Origin of the sequence: Nocardia sp. CS682 (assembly GCF_004634405.1) — a bacterium.
Classification (GTDB): domain Bacteria; phylum Actinomycetota; class Actinomycetes; order Mycobacteriales; family Mycobacteriaceae; genus Nocardia; species Nocardia ninae.
Map to the genome: position 1 here is coordinate 335,489 of NZ_CP029710.1, position 16,565 is coordinate 352,053.

At 67.9% G+C, this 16,565-nt stretch carries 13 protein-coding genes; 4 read left to right on the forward strand and 9 right to left on the reverse strand.

Annotated features, from left to right (window positions below; all coding sequences use genetic code 11):
- Nucleotides 1-31: 31 nt before the first annotated feature.
- Entirely contained in the window at nucleotides 32-736 is a 705-nt protein-coding gene (locus DMB37_RS01580) for a dienelactone hydrolase family protein (RefSeq protein WP_135231102.1), read from the reverse strand.
- A gap of 272 nt (nucleotides 737-1,008) precedes the next feature.
- Nucleotides 1,009-3,588, reverse strand: a complete 2,580-nt coding sequence (locus tag DMB37_RS01585; protein ID WP_135237274.1) for a cation-translocating P-type ATPase — start codon at nucleotides 3,586-3,588, stop codon at nucleotides 1,009-1,011.
- A 289-nt stretch (nucleotides 3,589-3,877) separates the two neighbouring features.
- On the opposite strand from DMB37_RS01585, the gene fadD11 reads away from it, so the two are divergent.
- The gene (gene fadD11 / locus DMB37_RS01590; RefSeq protein WP_135231103.1) at nucleotides 3,878-5,692 is read left to right on the forward strand and encodes a fatty acid--CoA ligase FadD11; all 1,815 of its coding nucleotides are present in this window, start codon (nucleotides 3,878-3,880) and stop codon (nucleotides 5,690-5,692) included.
- A gap of 143 nt (nucleotides 5,693-5,835) precedes the next feature.
- Here the strand turns inward: fadD11 and DMB37_RS01595 are convergent, their stop codons facing one another.
- The 7 genes from DMB37_RS01595 to DMB37_RS01625 form a co-directional block, all read right to left on the reverse strand.
- Entirely contained in the window at nucleotides 5,836-6,882 is a 1,047-nt protein-coding gene (locus tag DMB37_RS01595; protein WP_240772194.1) for an MBL fold metallo-hydrolase, read from the reverse strand.
- A 158-nt stretch (nucleotides 6,883-7,040) separates the two neighbouring features.
- A complete protein-coding gene (locus tag DMB37_RS01600; RefSeq protein WP_135231104.1) occupies nucleotides 7,041-7,796 on the reverse strand; it encodes a class I SAM-dependent methyltransferase in 756 nt (251 codons plus the stop codon).
- 108 nt (nucleotides 7,797-7,904) lie between these two features.
- Nucleotides 7,905-9,143, reverse strand: coding sequence for a cysteine--1-D-myo-inosityl 2-amino-2-deoxy-alpha-D-glucopyranoside ligase (gene mshC, locus DMB37_RS01605; RefSeq protein ID WP_135231105.1), 1,239 nt, complete (start codon nucleotides 9,141-9,143; stop codon nucleotides 7,905-7,907).
- Between the two features lie 507 nt (nucleotides 9,144-9,650).
- The gene (locus DMB37_RS01610) at nucleotides 9,651-10,454 is read right to left on the reverse strand and encodes an SCO1664 family protein (RefSeq protein ID WP_135231106.1); all 804 of its coding nucleotides are present in this window, start codon (nucleotides 10,452-10,454) and stop codon (nucleotides 9,651-9,653) included.
- Between the two features lie 3 nt (nucleotides 10,455-10,457).
- Nucleotides 10,458-11,042 (reverse strand): DUF3090 domain-containing protein, encoded by a 585-nt coding sequence (locus DMB37_RS01615; RefSeq protein WP_107656761.1) that lies wholly within the window; start codon nucleotides 11,040-11,042, stop codon nucleotides 10,458-10,460.
- A gap of 79 nt (nucleotides 11,043-11,121) precedes the next feature.
- On the reverse strand, nucleotides 11,122-11,874 hold the full coding sequence (locus DMB37_RS01620; RefSeq protein WP_135231107.1) for a histidine phosphatase family protein: 753 nt from the start codon (nucleotides 11,872-11,874) through the stop codon (nucleotides 11,122-11,124).
- 103 nt (nucleotides 11,875-11,977) lie between these two features.
- A complete protein-coding gene (locus DMB37_RS01625) occupies nucleotides 11,978-12,904 on the reverse strand; it encodes an undecaprenyl-diphosphate phosphatase (RefSeq protein ID WP_135237276.1) in 927 nt (308 codons plus the stop codon).
- Between the two features lie 397 nt (nucleotides 12,905-13,301).
- Here DMB37_RS01625 and DMB37_RS01630 point away from each other — a divergent pair, with 397 nt between their 5' ends.
- From DMB37_RS01630 to DMB37_RS01640, 3 genes are all read left to right on the forward strand, one after another.
- Nucleotides 13,302-14,273, forward strand: a complete 972-nt coding sequence (locus tag DMB37_RS01630) for an aldo/keto reductase (protein WP_135231108.1) — start codon at nucleotides 13,302-13,304, stop codon at nucleotides 14,271-14,273.
- Between the two features lie 99 nt (nucleotides 14,274-14,372).
- A complete protein-coding gene (locus tag DMB37_RS01635; RefSeq protein ID WP_135231109.1) occupies nucleotides 14,373-15,437 on the forward strand; it encodes a hemin ABC transporter substrate-binding protein in 1,065 nt (354 codons plus the stop codon).
- Nucleotides 15,434-16,531, forward strand: a complete 1,098-nt coding sequence (locus tag DMB37_RS01640; RefSeq protein ID WP_240772195.1) for an iron ABC transporter permease — start codon at nucleotides 15,434-15,436, stop codon at nucleotides 16,529-16,531. The genes DMB37_RS01635 and DMB37_RS01640 overlap by 4 nt, the downstream gene beginning before the upstream one ends.
- Nucleotides 16,532-16,565: the final 34 nt, after the last annotated feature.

A 16,565-nucleotide genomic window follows, 5' to 3' on the forward strand; every position in this document is an offset into this window, starting at 1 on the left:
CCGGCGGCGCGTTCGACAGATCGACTGGGCGTCAGGCATTCTCCGCACCGTTGAGGTGGGTGTCGAAAAAGCTGAAGATGCGCTGCCACGCATCGCGGGTCGCATCCTCGTTGTAGCCCAGGCCGGTGACGCGCAGGACCGGGTCGGCGGGCGTGAGGTTGGCGAAGGCGTGGGTCACCTTCGGATAGACCTTGATGTCGTGCTCCACGCCGAGCTCGGTCAACGCTTCGTCCAGTTTGCGGGGCGCGCCGATCAGGATCGGGTCGCGCTGTGCGTAGCTGGCGACCACCGGGCACGAGCCCTCGAGCATGGCGCGATAGTCGCCGTAGAGGCTCGGGTAGAACGGCGCGGCGGCGTCGAAACCCTTCGGCGCGACCAGCAATGCGAAGCCACCGCCCATGCAGAACCCGACGACGGCGGTGCGACCGGTGCAGTCCGGTTCGGCGACCAACCGGTCGCGTGCAGCCAGGACATCACGCACCGGCGGGCCGTCGCCGCTGAACACCAAGGCTCGATAGATCGTCCGGATGCAGCGCACCCGGCCGCGGGAGAACAAGTTGGGCGCGATGACCAGATATCCGTAGTCGGCCAGCATGCGCACGGTCCGTCGCAAATCCGCACCGAACCCCACCCCATCGTGGATTACGACAACCCCAGGCCACGGCCCGTCTCCGGACGGCCGCGCCAGGATTGCCTCGAGCCGTCCATCCGGTGCGGTGAGCTCAATCGTGTCCATGGCCATCGAATGTAGGTCAGTGTCTCAGACATGTACAGGGCGGGCTGGGGAAAGAACGCAACTCACGAAGGCGTGAGCGATAGCGAGCGCCGTGCATGGTCACACGTTCCCAGTAGTCCGCACATAAGCAACTGCTCGTGCAGCCCGGTCCGCACATAGCGACCGGCGCGTGCAGCCTATCGAGTGCGCAGGGACGGGACCGATCGCCCGCGAACACGGCGCTCCGGCGCGGCTGGTCAGGCCGCCGCGGTGCCGTGATCGAACGCCGGTTGTCAGCGGTGCGCGGGGTGCAGCTCGGTGGTCTCGCGTGCGGACGCACTCGGTTCTCGCCCCGGGAGGCGAAGACGTTTGAGCGACAGCGCATTCAGGGCGACGATGATGCTGGAACCCGACATCGACATGGCGGCGATCTCGGGCCGCAGCGTGAAGCCGAAGGCGGGAACGAATACGCCTGCGGCGATGGGCAACGCGATGGTGTTGTAACCGACTGCCCAAGCCAGGTTTTGGTGCATCTTGCGTAGCGTGCCCCGGCCGATCCGCAGGGCGGTCGGTACATCGAGCGGGTCGGAGCGCATCAGGACCAGGTCAGCGGTTTCGATGGCGACATCGGTTCCGGCACCGATAGCGATACCGAGATCCGCACCCGCCAACGCGGGAGCGTCGTTGACGCCGTCCCCGACCATCGCGACTTTGCGTCCATCACGTTGCAGCTCAGCGATTTTCGCGGCCTTGTCCTTCGGCAGGACCTCCGCGATCACGGTGTCGATACCGAGGCCGGCGGCGATGCGTTCGGCCGTCGCGCGATTGTCGCCGGTCAGCATCACCACCTCGACACCCAGGTCGTGCAGCTCCGCGACCGCGGCCGCGGAGGTGTCGCGGGGTGCGTCGGCAAGGGCGATAACAGCGCTCGCCGTGCCGTCGATCGCGGCGAGGACCGCGGTATGTCCCGAGTCCGTCAGCCGATCACGTGCCGAGGCGAGCGATCCGATGTCGATACCTTCACGATCGAACAACCGGCGGTTTCCGACCACTACCCGATGTCCAGCTACCTCGGCGACAGCACCGTGACCCGGAACATTCTCGAACTTGCTCGCGGTCTCCGGTGCGACACTGCGGTTTTCGGCGTGCCGGACGATCGCCGCAGCAAGCGGATGTTCGGATTCGCGCTCGACGGCGGCGACCAAGCGCAGCACCCGCTCGGCTGAATATCCTTCGGCGGTAACTACATCGGTGACTTCGGGCTCGCCCTTGGTCAGGGTGCCGGTCTTGTCCATCACCACCGTTTGGATGCGCGCCGCGGACTCCAGCGCCAGCGCATTCTTGAACAGCACGCCACGTTTCGCGCCGAGGCCGGTGCCGACCATGATCGCGGTGGGGGTGGCGAGGCCAAGGGCGTCGGGGCAGGTGATCACCACGACAGTGATCGCGAACAGCATCGCCTTCGCGAAGGACGCACCGACGAGCAGCCACACCGTGAACGTCAATGCCCCGCCGAACAAGGCGACCAGCACCAACCAGAATGCCGCGCGATCGGCGAGCTGCTGTCCGGGTGCCTTCGAATTCTGTGCCTGCTGAACCAGTTCCACGATCTGCGCCAGCGCGGTGTCGGCGCCGACCTTGGTCGCGCGGACGCGCAGCGTGCCGTTCGTGTTCAACGACGCACCGATTACCGTCGCGCCTGATTCCTTATGGACCGGCATACTTTCGCCGGTCACCATCGACTCGTCGACCTCGCTGTCGCCCTCCTCGACCACGCCGTCGACGGCGATCTTCGCGCCGGGTCGCACCAGCAGCAGGTCACCGACCACCACCTCGGCGGTAGGTACCTCGACCGGCACGCCGTCGCGGAGCACCTCCGCCTTGGGCGGCGCGAGATCCAGCAGTGCGCGGATGGCGTCGTTGGCCCCGCCGCGCGCCCGCATCTCGAACCAATGGCCGAGCAGCACAAAGGTTGCCAGCATCGTCGAGGCCTCATAGAACACCTCACCGCCGCCGGTCAGTGTGATCGCCAGCGAATACAGCCAGCCCGCCCCGATCCCCACCGCGACCAACACCATCATGTCCAACGTCCGCGCACGCAACGCCGCCACCGCGCCGGTGAAGAAGATCGCCGACGAATAGAAGACCACCGGCAAACTCAACACCAGCGCCCAAATGTCCTGCCGCACCCCGAACGGCACCGGCAGATGCCACCCGAACATGTCGGTAGCCATCGGCGACCACAGCATCACCAGCACGGAGAACACGGCCGCGACAACGAACCTGTTTCGCATATCGGCGGCCATGTCCGCCATGGACATTCCGGCATGTCCGCCATGTCCGGCATGATCGCCATGTCCGCCATGTCCGCCATGTCCGCCGTGATCGCCGTGATCGCCGTGATCGCCGTGATCGCCGTGATCGCCGTGATCAGCCTGCAGTTGCCCGCGTCGATCGCCGGTGTCGGCACGGTCAGCGCTCCCATCCCGTTCCACGTGTCGAGTGCGCCCGCCGCGCTCAGCCCGATCGCCGTCCCCATCACTCGCCTGCTGCGCGGCGTAGCCAGGCGTAGCCCCGGCGGAACTGCGCACGTCACCGCGCGCGTCCGGTTCGATCATCGGGTCGCAGGTGTGGGTGGGGACCGAGCGGCCTGCGCAGTGGTATCCGCAGTCGCGGATCCAGCCTGCGAGTTCGGCGACCGAGGTGCGGGTGGGGTCGTAGGAAATGGTGGCGGTTTGGGCGGTGGGGTTGGCGGCGACGTCGAGCACGCCCGGTCTGCGGCGGAGGACGGCGGTGACGACGTTGGCCTGGCTGGCCCAGCGGACGCCGCGCACATCGAGAACTGCGGTGCGGCGGTGCGTGTCGTGGTTCACGTAGCTCACTCCTCGTTCGCAGAGCTCGGCTCGAGGGGACGAACCGAGGCGTGCGGTTGACCTGTCTGACCATATACCCCTACGGGGTAGGTGTCTAACGTGAATCGCCGTCTCCGAGGCTGCAACCAAGTCGCGGCGATGCCAGGTGAGCTCGCGGCGTGCATCTCAGCAGCAGCACCACCCGCCGCATTCACCCGTCGGCACGGAAATCACTCGAAACGTCCCCGTGCCAGTTCTCGCCATTTACCGTCTCAGAGAGATAGACAGCTGGATCGAACGGGGTTGCACCATGACCGAACCGAACACCTCCTGTGCCGCTTTTCAGCGGGTCGCGGCCATCGATCCCGACGCGGTCGCGGTCCGGTCGATCGGCGGTGCGCAGAGTTTGACCTGGCGGGACTATGCCGCGCAGGTGCGGGAAGTCGCGGCGGGATTGAGCGCGCTCGGGATCGGCCGCGGTGACACGGTCGCGCTGATGATGGCCAATCGGGTCGAGTTCTATCCGCTGGAGGTGGGCGCGCAGCACGCCGGGGCGACCTCGTTTTCCGTGTACAACACACTCGTCCCGGAGCAGCTGAATTACGTGTTCGGCAACGCGGGCAATCGAGTGGTTTTCTGCGAGGCGCAGTACGTGGACCGGATCCGGTCGTGCGGGGTGCCGATCGAGACCATCGTCTGCCTGGACGGCACGCCGCCAGGAACGATCGGCGTTGACGAACTGAAGTCATTGGGGCGCAGCGACTTCGACTTCGAAGCCAGCTGGCGCGCGGTGCAGCCGGACGACATCGTGACGCTGTGCTACACCTCCGGGACCACCGGCAATCCGAAGGGCGTCGAACTGACGCACGCCAATCTGCTGTTCGACGCCCACGCCTTCGCCTCGGTCCTGCCCGTCGACTTCGGCGACCGCCAAACCTCGTATCTACCCACCGCACACATGGCCGACCGCTTCACCGCGTTGTACTTGCAGGAGGTGTTCGGTATCCAGATCACCGTCGTGCCCGACCGCAACCAACTGCTCGCCGCACTGCTCGATGCCAGGCCGACAATCTGGGGCGCCGTCCCCCGCGTGTGGGAAAAGTTCAAGGCCGCACTGGAATTCGCGGTCGCCAACGAACCCGACGACGCCACCCGGGCCGGCTTGCAGTGGGCGCTCGGCGTCGCCGCACGCAAGGCCGGCGCGGGGCTCACCGGCGAGCCGGTCGATGACGCGCTGGCCGCCGAGTGGGCGAAGGCCGACGCCGCCGTGCTGTCCACGCTGCGCGCGAAACTCGGTCTCGACCAAGTGAAGTGGGCGATGTCGGGTGCCGCCCCGATTCCGGCGGAGACGTTGGGCTTCTTCTACGGACTCGGCATCCCCATCTCCGAAGTGTGGGGCATGTCCGAGGTGACCTGCATCGGCAGCGTCAGCCCGCCCGAGCAAGCCCGGCTCGGCACGGTCGGCAAGCTGCTACCCGGCCTCGAGGCCACCATCGCCGAGGACGGCGAATTCCTGGTCCGCGGCCCGTCGATCATGCGCGCCTACCGCGAAGAGCCGGTCAAAACCGCCGAAGCTCTCGATGCCGACGGCTGGCTGCACACCGGCGACATCCTCACCCAGGACCCCGACGGCTACCTACGCGTCGTCGACCGCAAGAAAGAACTCATCATCAACTCCGCCGGAAAGAACATGTCCCCGGCCAACATCGAGAACGCCATCAAAGCGGCGACCCCACTCATCGGCTCCATCGCCACCGTCGGCGATCAGCGTCCGTTCAACACCGCGCTCATCGTCATCGACGCCGAAACCGCCGAACCCTATGCCGCCCAACACGATTTACCCGATGCCTCCGCCGCCGCCCTGGCCGCCGACCCCGGAGTGATCGCCGAGATCGCCCGCGGTGTCGCCGCCGGCAACACCAAACTGTCTCGGGTAGAACAGATCAAACGCTTCACCGTCCTGCCCACCTTCTGGGAACCCGGCGGCGACGAAATCACCCTCACCATGAAACTCCGCCGCAAACCCATCGCCGCCAAGTACGCCCTCGACATCGACCGCCTGTACACCCCCGACCTACTCCCCGGAGTCCATGAACCCACCGTCCCAGTCGAATCCACCACGTAGCCCACCGCTTCCCGAGCAGGGACACGCGAGGGCCGTCGCTGAACGGGACGTCGCGGCGGGAGCACTCGCACGTTCACGCCACCACGTCCCACCCGGCAAGCGAGCAGTCGCCGAACGGGAGCTGGAAGGTGTTCGGGGCTACGTCATAGCGGGAAAGTCAGGCGTTCTGGGCGGATGTAGTCGGTGGGGTCGTAGAGGGCGCGGAGTTCGGGACGGTCGGGGGTGGGGATTCGGGTCAGTTCGTCGCGCAGGGGTGGGTCGTAGGTGGCGGCGCCTGCGGTGATGCCGGGGAGCCAGTTGTCGTGGTGGGTGGGGACGAACAGGGCGGGGGCGATGGCTTCGATGTAGCGGCGGGGGTCGCGGAGCCCGTTGGTGATTTGGTTGAAGCCTTGGACTGCGCCGATTTGGACGTCGGTCGGGGGTAGGGCGGCGAAGACGTCGAAGACGTTCGGGGCTTTCTCAGTGAGCGGGCCGGTGGAGTCGTGCCAGACCAGCGAGAAACCGGGGACGCGGAATTGGTAGAGGAGGGATCCGCCTTCCGGGTCGTTCAGCCGGGGCACGTTCTGCAAGACACCGCCCAGGGTCGGCGGGTGTTGCACGAGGGCACAGAGGTCCGGCATCGGGAAGAACGGGGACGAGCCGCCTGGTCGTTCCGGTGCGGTGGGGGCGGAGTGCACGTGCCGGATTGCGGTCACCTCGACGGCGCCGACGGTGAAGTCGTGCCGCTCCCCCGGTGCCGAATTCGCGTCGCCGAGCGCGACGGTCCGGAACGCCGAATCGCTCACCTGCGCACGGATACTCACCCCGTGATCGGCGGTCCCGTAGACCACCGCGCCGGACGCCTGCGCGATCCGCCCCGCGTCACCGGCGTGATCGAAATGCCCATGCCCGATGAAGATCGCCTCGGGTGCGAGGTCAGCCAAATCCTGCGGTGTCGCGGGCACGTACCCCGTGCTGGTCAGCCGCGGCACCCACGCGTCCAGCAGGAAGACCGACCCGCCGATGGCCATCGCATACGTGGTGCACCCCACCCATGCCAGCACCACCCGATCGGCGCGCACCGCACCCGTTGCCGCATCGACGGTGTCGACTCCGAAGAACCGCTGCCTAGCGGCCACGGTCTTCGGGGCCGCCGGTTCAGCAGCGGCGGTCAACCGTCCCGCCGCCAGCAGAACCCCCGCTCCGAACACGCCACCCAGCATTGTCCGCCGGCCGATCAAGCCCCGCCCAGGAATGTTGCACACCGCAGTACCACATCACGGAACGTCTCCCCCGGCAACCATTTCAGGCGAACCGTTCGCCTACGCACCATGCCTCATCGCGGCAGTTCCGTCTCCCGCGAGCTCGCTCAACGCCGCAACGTCGTGGTGCAGACCCGGAGGGTGAACACGGCCTCGGCAGGACCGTTCTCGGGAAAGAACGGCCGGATCTCTTCGGTGAGCGCGTGCTGTAGCTCCGGCAGGTTCGCCTCGCTGGTCGCGGCGGCCGTGTTGCTTTGGCTCACGAGATAGGCCGCTGCCGCCTCGCAGGTCATCGGAGCTCGCCATTCATGGTCGGAGCTGGTGGTGGGGCCGAAGCCCGCTGCGGTGGCGGCGTCGGGGTCGAAGTGCGGCCGGCGGCGTACCGATGGATATCGGGACATGTACTCGCCGCGCATCCACTCCGCGAACGCGGGCCGTTCCACCAGGCGGCCGTGGAAGTAGTCGCTGTAGACGGCGAGCCCACCGCCGCGTCGCAGCACGCGGGCCAGCTCGGCGAGCACCTGCGCCGGGTCGAACCAGTGGAATGCCGCAGCGACAGTGGCCAACTCGGCGATGCCGTCTTTCAGCGGAAGCTGTTCGGCTGCCGCGGTGACGAATTGCGCCCGCGGGTTCCGTTCGGCGGTGCGCACCATCGCCACGGACGCATCGCAGGCTACGACCCGTCTTGCCACGTCGAGCACTGCGCGGGTCGACAGTCCCGTACCGCAGGCGACGTCCACCGCGACACCTGCTCGATCGATCGCCAACTGCCGCAGGGCAATCCGCAGCGCCTGCGGATGATAGTAAAGCCGCCCGCGCACATAACGCTCGGCGATCGCCGCACTGTCGAACGGATTGCCCATCCTGCCGCCCCCTTCGCAAAGCCCGCCGTCGCGTCGCAGACTCGACTGCCATTCCGCACACTTCACCAGTCACCTCGCGCATCCGCGAGGTGACTGATCCGCGGAAAACTACAGGCTTATACCGAGAAGCGCGTCGACAGCCGCTTTGATCGACGCCGGAGCATCATCGTCCGCCCCACCGTAATCCAACGCTTGACGAGCCCAATTGTCCAGCGCATCCAGAGCTTTCGGCGTATCGAGATCATCGGCCAGATGCTGACGGACACGCGCGATGGTGTCGGCAGCCGCGGGCCCGGAGGTGAGGGCGGTCGCGCGACGCCACTGGTCCAGGCGGGACTTCGCCTGCTCGAGCACCGCGTCGGTCCACATCCGATCCTGCCGGTAGTGCCCGGCCAGCAGCCCGAGGCGGATGGCGGCCGGGTCCACCCCGCTGCGGCGCAGCGTGGAGACCAGCACGAGATTGCCCTTGGACTTCGACATCTTCTCGCCGTCCAGCCCGATCAGACCGGCGTGCACATAGTGGCGGGCGAAGCGGCGGCCTGCGATGAGCGACTCGGCGTGCGCGGCGGAGTACTCGTGGTGCGGGTAGATGAGGTCGCTGCCACCACCCTGGATGTCGAACTCGGCGCCGATGCGGTTGAGCGCGATGGCCGAACACTCGATGTGCCAGCCGGGGCGGCCCGCGCCGAACGGGGCGGGCCAGGACGGTTCACCGGGACGCTCGGCGCGCCAGAGCAGCGCGTCGATGGTGTCGCGCTTGCCGGGACGGTCCGGGTCGCCACCGCGTTCGGCGAACAGGCGCTCCATGGTGGCGCGGTCGTAGCCGGATTCGTAGCCGAACTGCTCGGTGGCGTCGGCGCGGAAGTAGATGTCGGGGAACTCGGCGTCGTCGACGGTGTAGGCCGCGCCGGAGGCCAGCAGCTTCTGCACGAATTCGACGACCTCGTCGACGGATTCGATCGCGCCGACGTACTCGCGCGGCGGCACGATGCGCAGCGCGGACATGTCCTCGCGGAACAGTTCGATCTCGCGGGTGCCCAGATCGCGCCAGTCGATGCCGTCGCGTTCGGCCCGTTCGAACAGCGGGTCGTCGACGTCGGTCACGTTCTGCACGTAGTGCACCTCGTGGCCCGCGTCTCGCCAGAGCCGGTTGACCAGATCGAAGGTCAAGTAGGTGGCGGCGTGACCGAGATGGGTGGCGTCGTAAGGGGTGATCCCGCAGACGTACATGGTGGCGGTGGCACCGGGTGTCACCGGCCGCACCTGACGGTCGGCGGTGTCGTACAACCGCAACGGTGGCCCTGCTCCGGGGATGGTGGGTAGGGCTGTATCGGACCAGGACTGCATGATTCGAGGGTAAAGGTGTGGTCGAGAGCATCGCTCCCCGCCCCGGTCCAGCGGCCCTTGCAAGCCGCTGACCAGCCGCTCCCGACCTGCGTTTTCCAGCAAATCATGGGATGTCAAGAGTTTCGCTCTCGCAGAATCTGCTGTCGGCCGAGGCGCTCCCGATGCTGTGGGCAGATCCACTCCCGGCCTCGGTGCGGCACCGCGCGCCACCGAGTCGACCGCCGACGATATCGTCCCGGCGGTAGGAGAGCAACGAGGAATTCCACGCCGAGCCACCTCCGCTCGGCACCTCGTGCAGTCCTGCCCGCAGTGCCGAATCGACTGCGCTCGGCACGCGGCACCAACGAACGCCTCGCCGCCGCCGAACGCGCAACGCACAGGAGCCATGGCGAGATTCAGTGATCGTGCCGGCCATCAGAGCGCGGCCATCGCTCGGGTCGACTGTTCAGCACACAGTGCACCTTCGCACCCACTGCCATTCCCGAACCGACTCGGGCCCAACCAGTTTCAGAACGCCGGCCACGGAATCGGCCGCGACGTCCGGGGAGTCGGCATCACCGGATCATCGACGAGCTCCTGAGTGCGATCGATCAGCGCCTCGATCTCGACATCGGTGATATGCCCGGCGAGCTCGTCCGCGACCGCACCAGGCAGCTCCTTGGCGAACGCGGTGATGTCCTCGACGAGCGCGTCACTGAGCGGTTGCCCCGCCCACCCCCACAGCACCGTGCGCAATTTGTGCTCACTGTGCAAACAGATGCCGTGGTCGACCCCGTACACCTGCCCGTCCGTCCCCTCCAATGCGTGCCCGCCTTTGCGGTCCGCGTTGTTCAGCAACACATCCAGCACCGCCATCCGCTGCAACCGCGGATCATCGGCGTGGATCAGCGACACCTCGTTGCCCGCGGGGTCCTGAGCGCGCAGCACCTCACGAAAGCCCTCGGGAACCGCCCCGGGCGGGCACAGGTCGACCAGGTCGAGCCGGTCACCCTGCTCGGTGTGGTTGTCCACCCCGTCGACCCACCGCTGCACCATGCCGATCCCGTACGGCCCGTCGCGCAGAATCGTCTCCGGAATCACACCCCAGCCGAGCGCGGCGGAGATCCGATACGACGCCACCTCCCGGCCCGCGAGGGTGCCGTCGGGAAAGTCCCACAGCGGTCGCTCGCCGCGCACCGGCTTGTAGACCACCCGGATCGGCGGCTCACCGTCATCGAGGATGTCGCAGACCACGGTCACGTTACTGGCGGTGCTGATCCGCCCGATCACCGTCAGCTCGCCGCTGTGGAACCGTTCCCCGGCCCGCGTCACCGATCACTCCTCTAGCTCGGCGGCACCGAAGATGTCGCCGCGCTTGTACCCGTTGGTGCGCACGCACATGTGCCCACGCGACGACAGCGGCTCCCCGCACAGCGGGCACGGCGGGCGGCCCGCCGCGATCACCCTGGTGGACCGCAGCGCGAACTCGCGCGCCTGAATCGGGGTGAGGAACACGCGCACCGCGTCCGGCCCCTCCTCGGTGTCGTCGAGCACCACCGACTCGTCGACCTCGGTCTCGGTGATCGCCAGCAACTCCACCACCACCGCGTTCGCATCGGCGTCCCAGCCGAGCCCCATGGTGCCGACCCGGAACTCCGCGTCCACCGGCGTCACCAGCGGCGCGGTATCGCCGATGTCCTCGGCCTGCGGCGGCACCTCGGCGCCGAAGCGACGGGCCACCTCGTCCAACAGCAGACCCATTCGGTCGGCGAGCACCTTTACCTGCTGCTTCTCCAGCAGCACGCTGACGACCCGCGGTTCCTGAACGGCCTGCAGATAGAACGCGCGATCGCCCGGCTCACCGACGGTCCCGGCGACGAAACGATCGGGGGTGCGAAATACATGGATTGCGCGTGACACATGCACCTCCTGATACGTGACCCTGATCGACTACCCACGGCGCTGGGATACAACGCCAACTATCCGTGTACAAGGAATCTCAGCGCTCCGCATTCCCATTATCCGCACTCCCGGTACCGCCTAGCTCGCCGCCGGGAACGGGACCGGAGGTATCGACCTCGGCGTCGGGCTTGTCGGAACGGGAATCCGGAACGGGGCGTTGCTGATTCGACAGCGCGGACAAATCGGTACCGGTGTCGTTGAGCCGCCACACGTAGGGCGCGGTGGCGGTATAGCGGACAACACTGATCGACGCGGGTTCCACCACGATGCGCTGGAACCCGTCCAAGTGAATACCCAATGCGTCGGCAAGTACCGATTTGATGACGTCACCGTGGGTGCAGGCCACCCAGAGCGCGTCGTGCCCGTGCTGCTCGGCCAGCGCCCGATCGTGCTCGCGCAGCGCGGCGACCGCCCGGCTCTGTACCTGCGCCAGACCCTCACCGCCCGGAAACACCGCCCCGGACGCGTGCCGCTGCACCACTTTCCACAGCGGTTCGGCGAGCAGTTCGGCGATCGGGCGACCCGTCCATTCGCCGTAATCGACCTCGATCAGCCGATCGTCGAACACCGGTTCCAGCCCGAATTTCTCCGCGAGCGGCGCCACCGTTCGCTGACAGCGCAACAGCGGAGAGTGCACTATGCGTTCGATCGGCAGCCCGGCGAGCCGGTCGGCGACGGCCCTGGCTTGCTCCTCGCCGTGCTCGGTGAGCTCGACGCCGGTGCTGCGACCGGCCAGCGTGCGGGCGGTGTTCGACGTGGAGACTCCGTGGCGGAGCAGAATCACCGTCATACGGTCAGCCTAGTCATGTCGCCGACGAGCCACCGGGCGCCGGCAGTCCCACAAGGGTCGGACCGAGCCGGGTCGGCGACACCGGCGGCTCCACCAGAGGTGATCACGTGGCCGACACGACACCTGTGGCCAGCAGGCCCATAACGGTCAGACCCAGCACGATTCGGTAGCCGACAAACCAGTCCAGCGAATGCTTGGCGACGAACTTCAGCAACCACGCCACCGACGCATACCCGACCACGAACGCGAGCAACGTCGCCACGATCAGCTGCGCTCCGCTCGCATTGAGCCCCTCACCAGCGGGTTTGAACGCATCCGGAATACTGAACAGCCCCGAGGCGGTCACCGCGGGAATCGCCAGCAGGAACGAGAACCGTACGGACGCTTCACGAGTCAGCCCGAGGAACAGACCGGCCGACGACGTGGCGCCCGACCGCGAAACACCGGGAATCAGCGCGAGGCACTGGGCGAAACCCATCACCAAGCCGTCGCGAGTGGTGAGCTTCTCCAGCGGACGCGCCTTGCGCCCGTAATACTCGGCCGCCGCGATCACCAGCGCGAACGCGATGAGCATGAACGAGATCAGCCACAGATTGCGCGCCGCGGTACGGATCACGTCCTTGAACAAGAATCCGAGCACGCCGATCGGGATGGTGGCGATGATCACATACCAGCCGATCCGGTAGTCCAGCTCGCGCTGCCGCTCGTCCTCGAAGTAGCGGTCGGCCTGCCCCGCCGTCACGACCGGAAGACGCGTCGTCACCTGATCGGTGATCGGAACCGTTTCCCGCACCGTGAGCTTGCGCAGCACCGTGCTGAACCAGGCCTGCAGGATCCGCCAGATGTCCTTGGCGAAATACACCAGCACGGCGGCTTCGGTGCCGAGCTGGGTGACGGCGGTGAACGAGGCGCCCGCGTCGTCGCCGAAGAACACCCCCGACACGATCCGCAGATGCGCCGACGACGAGATCGGCAAGAACTCCGTCAATCCCTGCACCAGGCCGAGCACGAGCGCCTGCACCCAGGTCATCGATTCGCCCGTCACGCACTCTCCTGGTGTCTCATGCCGCCTCCATGTGTTCTTGCCCGAAAGAACTGTTCCGCCTGGGCAATTGGTCATCAGATGGGTCGCACGCGAGTGAGCTCCGGCGCAATCCCGCAGCGACAGTACAGTGTCGCGGACGCGGCGGCATGCCCGCACCGCCCTCGCAGAGCGGGTTCACAGGCATCTCTGACCTGCCACCCAGGCATCGTCGCCGCTGCCCGCCGGAAGCGAATTCGGCAGCCGGGTCGGTAACCGGCGTTCCCGCACGGTGGTTCGCCCGTCCCTCACCCGTCCCGCGACGCGCGAGCCACTGTGCGGGTAGGCGCCCGGACGCGCACGCACGCTCTAGGCTTGGCGCCGTGACGATTGCGCGGACACGGTGATGGAACAGCGGACGGTCGGCCGCAGCGGCCTACGGGTGTCCCGGATAGGGCTTGCGACCCATACCTGGGGTTCGCATACGGATGCCGACGAGGCATCGGTGCAGTTGGTGGCATTCGTCGAAGCGGGCGGCACGCTCGTCGACACCTCCCCCGCGTACGCCGGTGGCGGCGCGCAACGGATCCTGGCCGAGTTGCTCGGCGATCTCGTCTCCCGCGACGATCTGGTGCTCAGCGGCTGCGCGGGTATCGCACCGCGGGTCACGCCTGCTCCTGCCGGACCAGCCGTGCCGGACGCGACCACCCGCACCATCATCGACAACTCCCGGCGCGCGCTGCTGCGTCAGCTCGACCGGACGCTGCTCGAGTTCGGCACCGATCATCTCGACATCTGGAACGTGGCGGTGTGGGATCCACGCACCCCACTGGACGAGGTCGCGGCCACCCTCGACCAGGCGGTGCGCACCGGGAAGGTCCGCTATGCGGGAGTGCGCGGATTCAATGCCTGGCAGCTGGCGAGTTTGGCCGCCATCGCCCCGATCAGCGTCGCGCAGACCCCGTACTCGCTGCTGGCCCGCGACGCGGAACCCGATTTCGTGCCCGCCGCGCTGCACCACGGAGTCGGCGTGGTGGCCTCGGCGCCGCTCGCCGGTGGCATTCTCACCGGCAAGTACCGCGACGGGGTTCCGGCGGATTCGCGCGGCGCGGACGAGGCGACCGCGGCCGATATCCGCAGCAGTCTGGACGAGCGCGCGACCCGCGTGGTCGACGCCTTGGTCACGGCCGCTGATGGTTTAGGCACTTCACCGTTGGCCGTCGCGCTGGCCTGGATCCGGGACCGGCCCGGCGTCGCGAGCATGATCGTCGGTGCCCGCGATATCGGGCAGCTCACCGGTGTGCTCGCCGCCGAGACCCTCGAACTGCCGCGGGCCATCGCGGCCGCACTGGACGATGTCAGTGCGCGCACGGAGTGAGGGACTCGGCACCTGCCTTGCAGACATCGCGCTGATCCCGCGGATGATCGGCGCCGACCCGATGCGTCCTGCCGCGCGGCACGTCTTAGGCTTACCTTCATGAGTGTGACGTCCGGAAATCCGTCCGTCCGAACGCAGCGGACCGCCGGTGTCCGAACCGGCTGGTCGCGCTGTGTGCTCGCCGTGCTCGCGCTGACCCTGGTCGCGGCCTCGGCCGCGTGTGGCAACGACAGCGGCGCGACGAGCACCGGACAGCGCGGTCCGGCCACCGCGACGCTGAACAGCCTCGACCCGGTGCCGATCGGTCCGGAACCCACGCCGACGCTGCCGGTCACCGTGCGCTCGTTCGACGGCGCCGATGTCACCGTCACCGACAGCAGCCGCATCGTCGCCGTCGATCGCTACGGCACTCTCTCGCAGATCGTCTACGCGCTCGGCATGGGCTCGAAGCTGATCGGCCGCAGCACCGTCGCCTTCCCCGCCATCCATGACGTACCCAACGTGGCGGGCGGCAACGGTTCGCTCAATGTGGAAGGCCTACTGGCGCAACGTCCTTCGATCTTCCTGACCGACACCGTCTCGGTCACGCCGCCGCTGCGCGAGCAGTTGCGTGCGGCCGGTGTCACCGTCGTCTTCTTCGATCCCGAGCGCACCATGGACGGCGTGGTCCCGCAGATCGAGGCCGTCGCCGCCGCGCTCGGCGTGCCCGACCGCGGCAAGGCACTCGGCCAGCGCACCCGCGACGAGATCGCCGCCGCCACCGCCGCGGTGCCCAAGCAGGATCCGCCGCTGTCCATCGCGTTCCTCTACCTGCGCAGCACGGCCATCACCATGCTCGCCGGGCCCGGGTCCGGCGCGGACTCGCTCATTGCCGCGCTCGGCGCCGAGGACGCGGGCGCGGCGCTGGCCGAACCGTTCGTCACGATCACCAGCGAGGCGATGATCGCCGCGGCGCCCGACCTGCTGCTGGTGATGTCGGATGGCTTGAAATCCGTTGGCGGCGTGGACGGTTTGCAGAAGGTGCCCGGCATCGCGCAGACCCCCGCCGGTCGCAACAAGCGCGTCGTCGACATGTCCGACTCGGTCGTGCTGAGCTTCGGCCCCAACACCGGCCGGGTGATCGCCGCCCTCAGCGAGGCCGTCTATGGCGCTCGGCCCGCATGACCGGAACGGCAACCACCGAGACCGAACCGCAGGTGACACCCGATGCACCGAAGTCGCGCGGACGTTCCCGTACGACGGTGGTATTCGCGGTCGCGATCGTCGGACTGATCGTGCTCGCGCTGGCCTCGGCGGCGATCGGGCAGGTTCCGACCACGCCTGCCGAGGTCGCGGGCAGCGTGTTGCACCGGATCGGGTTGGACTGGGGGCCGATGCCCGCGCATCCTGCCGGTGAGGTGACGCTGTGGGAGGTGCGGTTCCCCCGGGTGCTGATGGCGATGCTGGTCGGTGCGGCGCTGGCCACCGCAGGCGGGTTGTTGCAGGGTGTGTTCGCGAATCCGCTTGCCGAGCCTGGTGTTATCGGGGTCTCCGCCGGTGCCGCGGTCGGCGCGGGCACCATGATCGTGATCGGTGGCGCGTTCGTCGCGGCGTGGTCGGTGGCCGCCGCCGCGTTCGTCGCCGGGCTGGCCACCACGCTGCTGGTGTATCTGCTGGCGCGGTCCAACGGGCGCACCGAGGTGGTCACCCTCGTGCTCACCGGCGTCGCGATCAACGCCTTCGCGGGCGGGTTGATCGCATTCCTGCTGTTCGTCGCCACGCCCGCCGCGCGCGACCAGATCGTGTTCTGGCAGTTGGGTTCCCTGAACGGCGCGACGTGGGATTCGGTTTACGTCGTCTCGATCCTCACCGCCATCGGTGTCACCGCCGCGATTCTCATCGCGCCACGGCTCGACCTGCTTGCGCTCGGCGAACCCGCCGCCCGCCACCTCGGCGTCGACGTGGAACGCCTGCGCCGCAACGTCATTCTGGTCGTCGCCATCCTCGCCACCGCGGGCGTCGCGTTCACCGGCATCGTGTTGTTCGTCGGCCTCATCGTCCCGCACCTGGTGCGTATGCTCGTCGGCCCCGCCCACCGCGTGCTGATCCCGTTGAGCGCCATCCTCGGTGCCGTCGTCCTACTCGCCGCCGACGTCGCCGCCCGCTCCCTGGTCCGCAACGCCGACCTGCCGCTCGGCATGCTCACCTCGCTCATCGGTGGGCCGTTCTTCTTCTGGTTGCTGCGCCGCACGCGGGCTCGCGCCGGTGGGTGGGCATGATGCGCGCGGTCGCGTGTGCGATGGTCACGCGGTG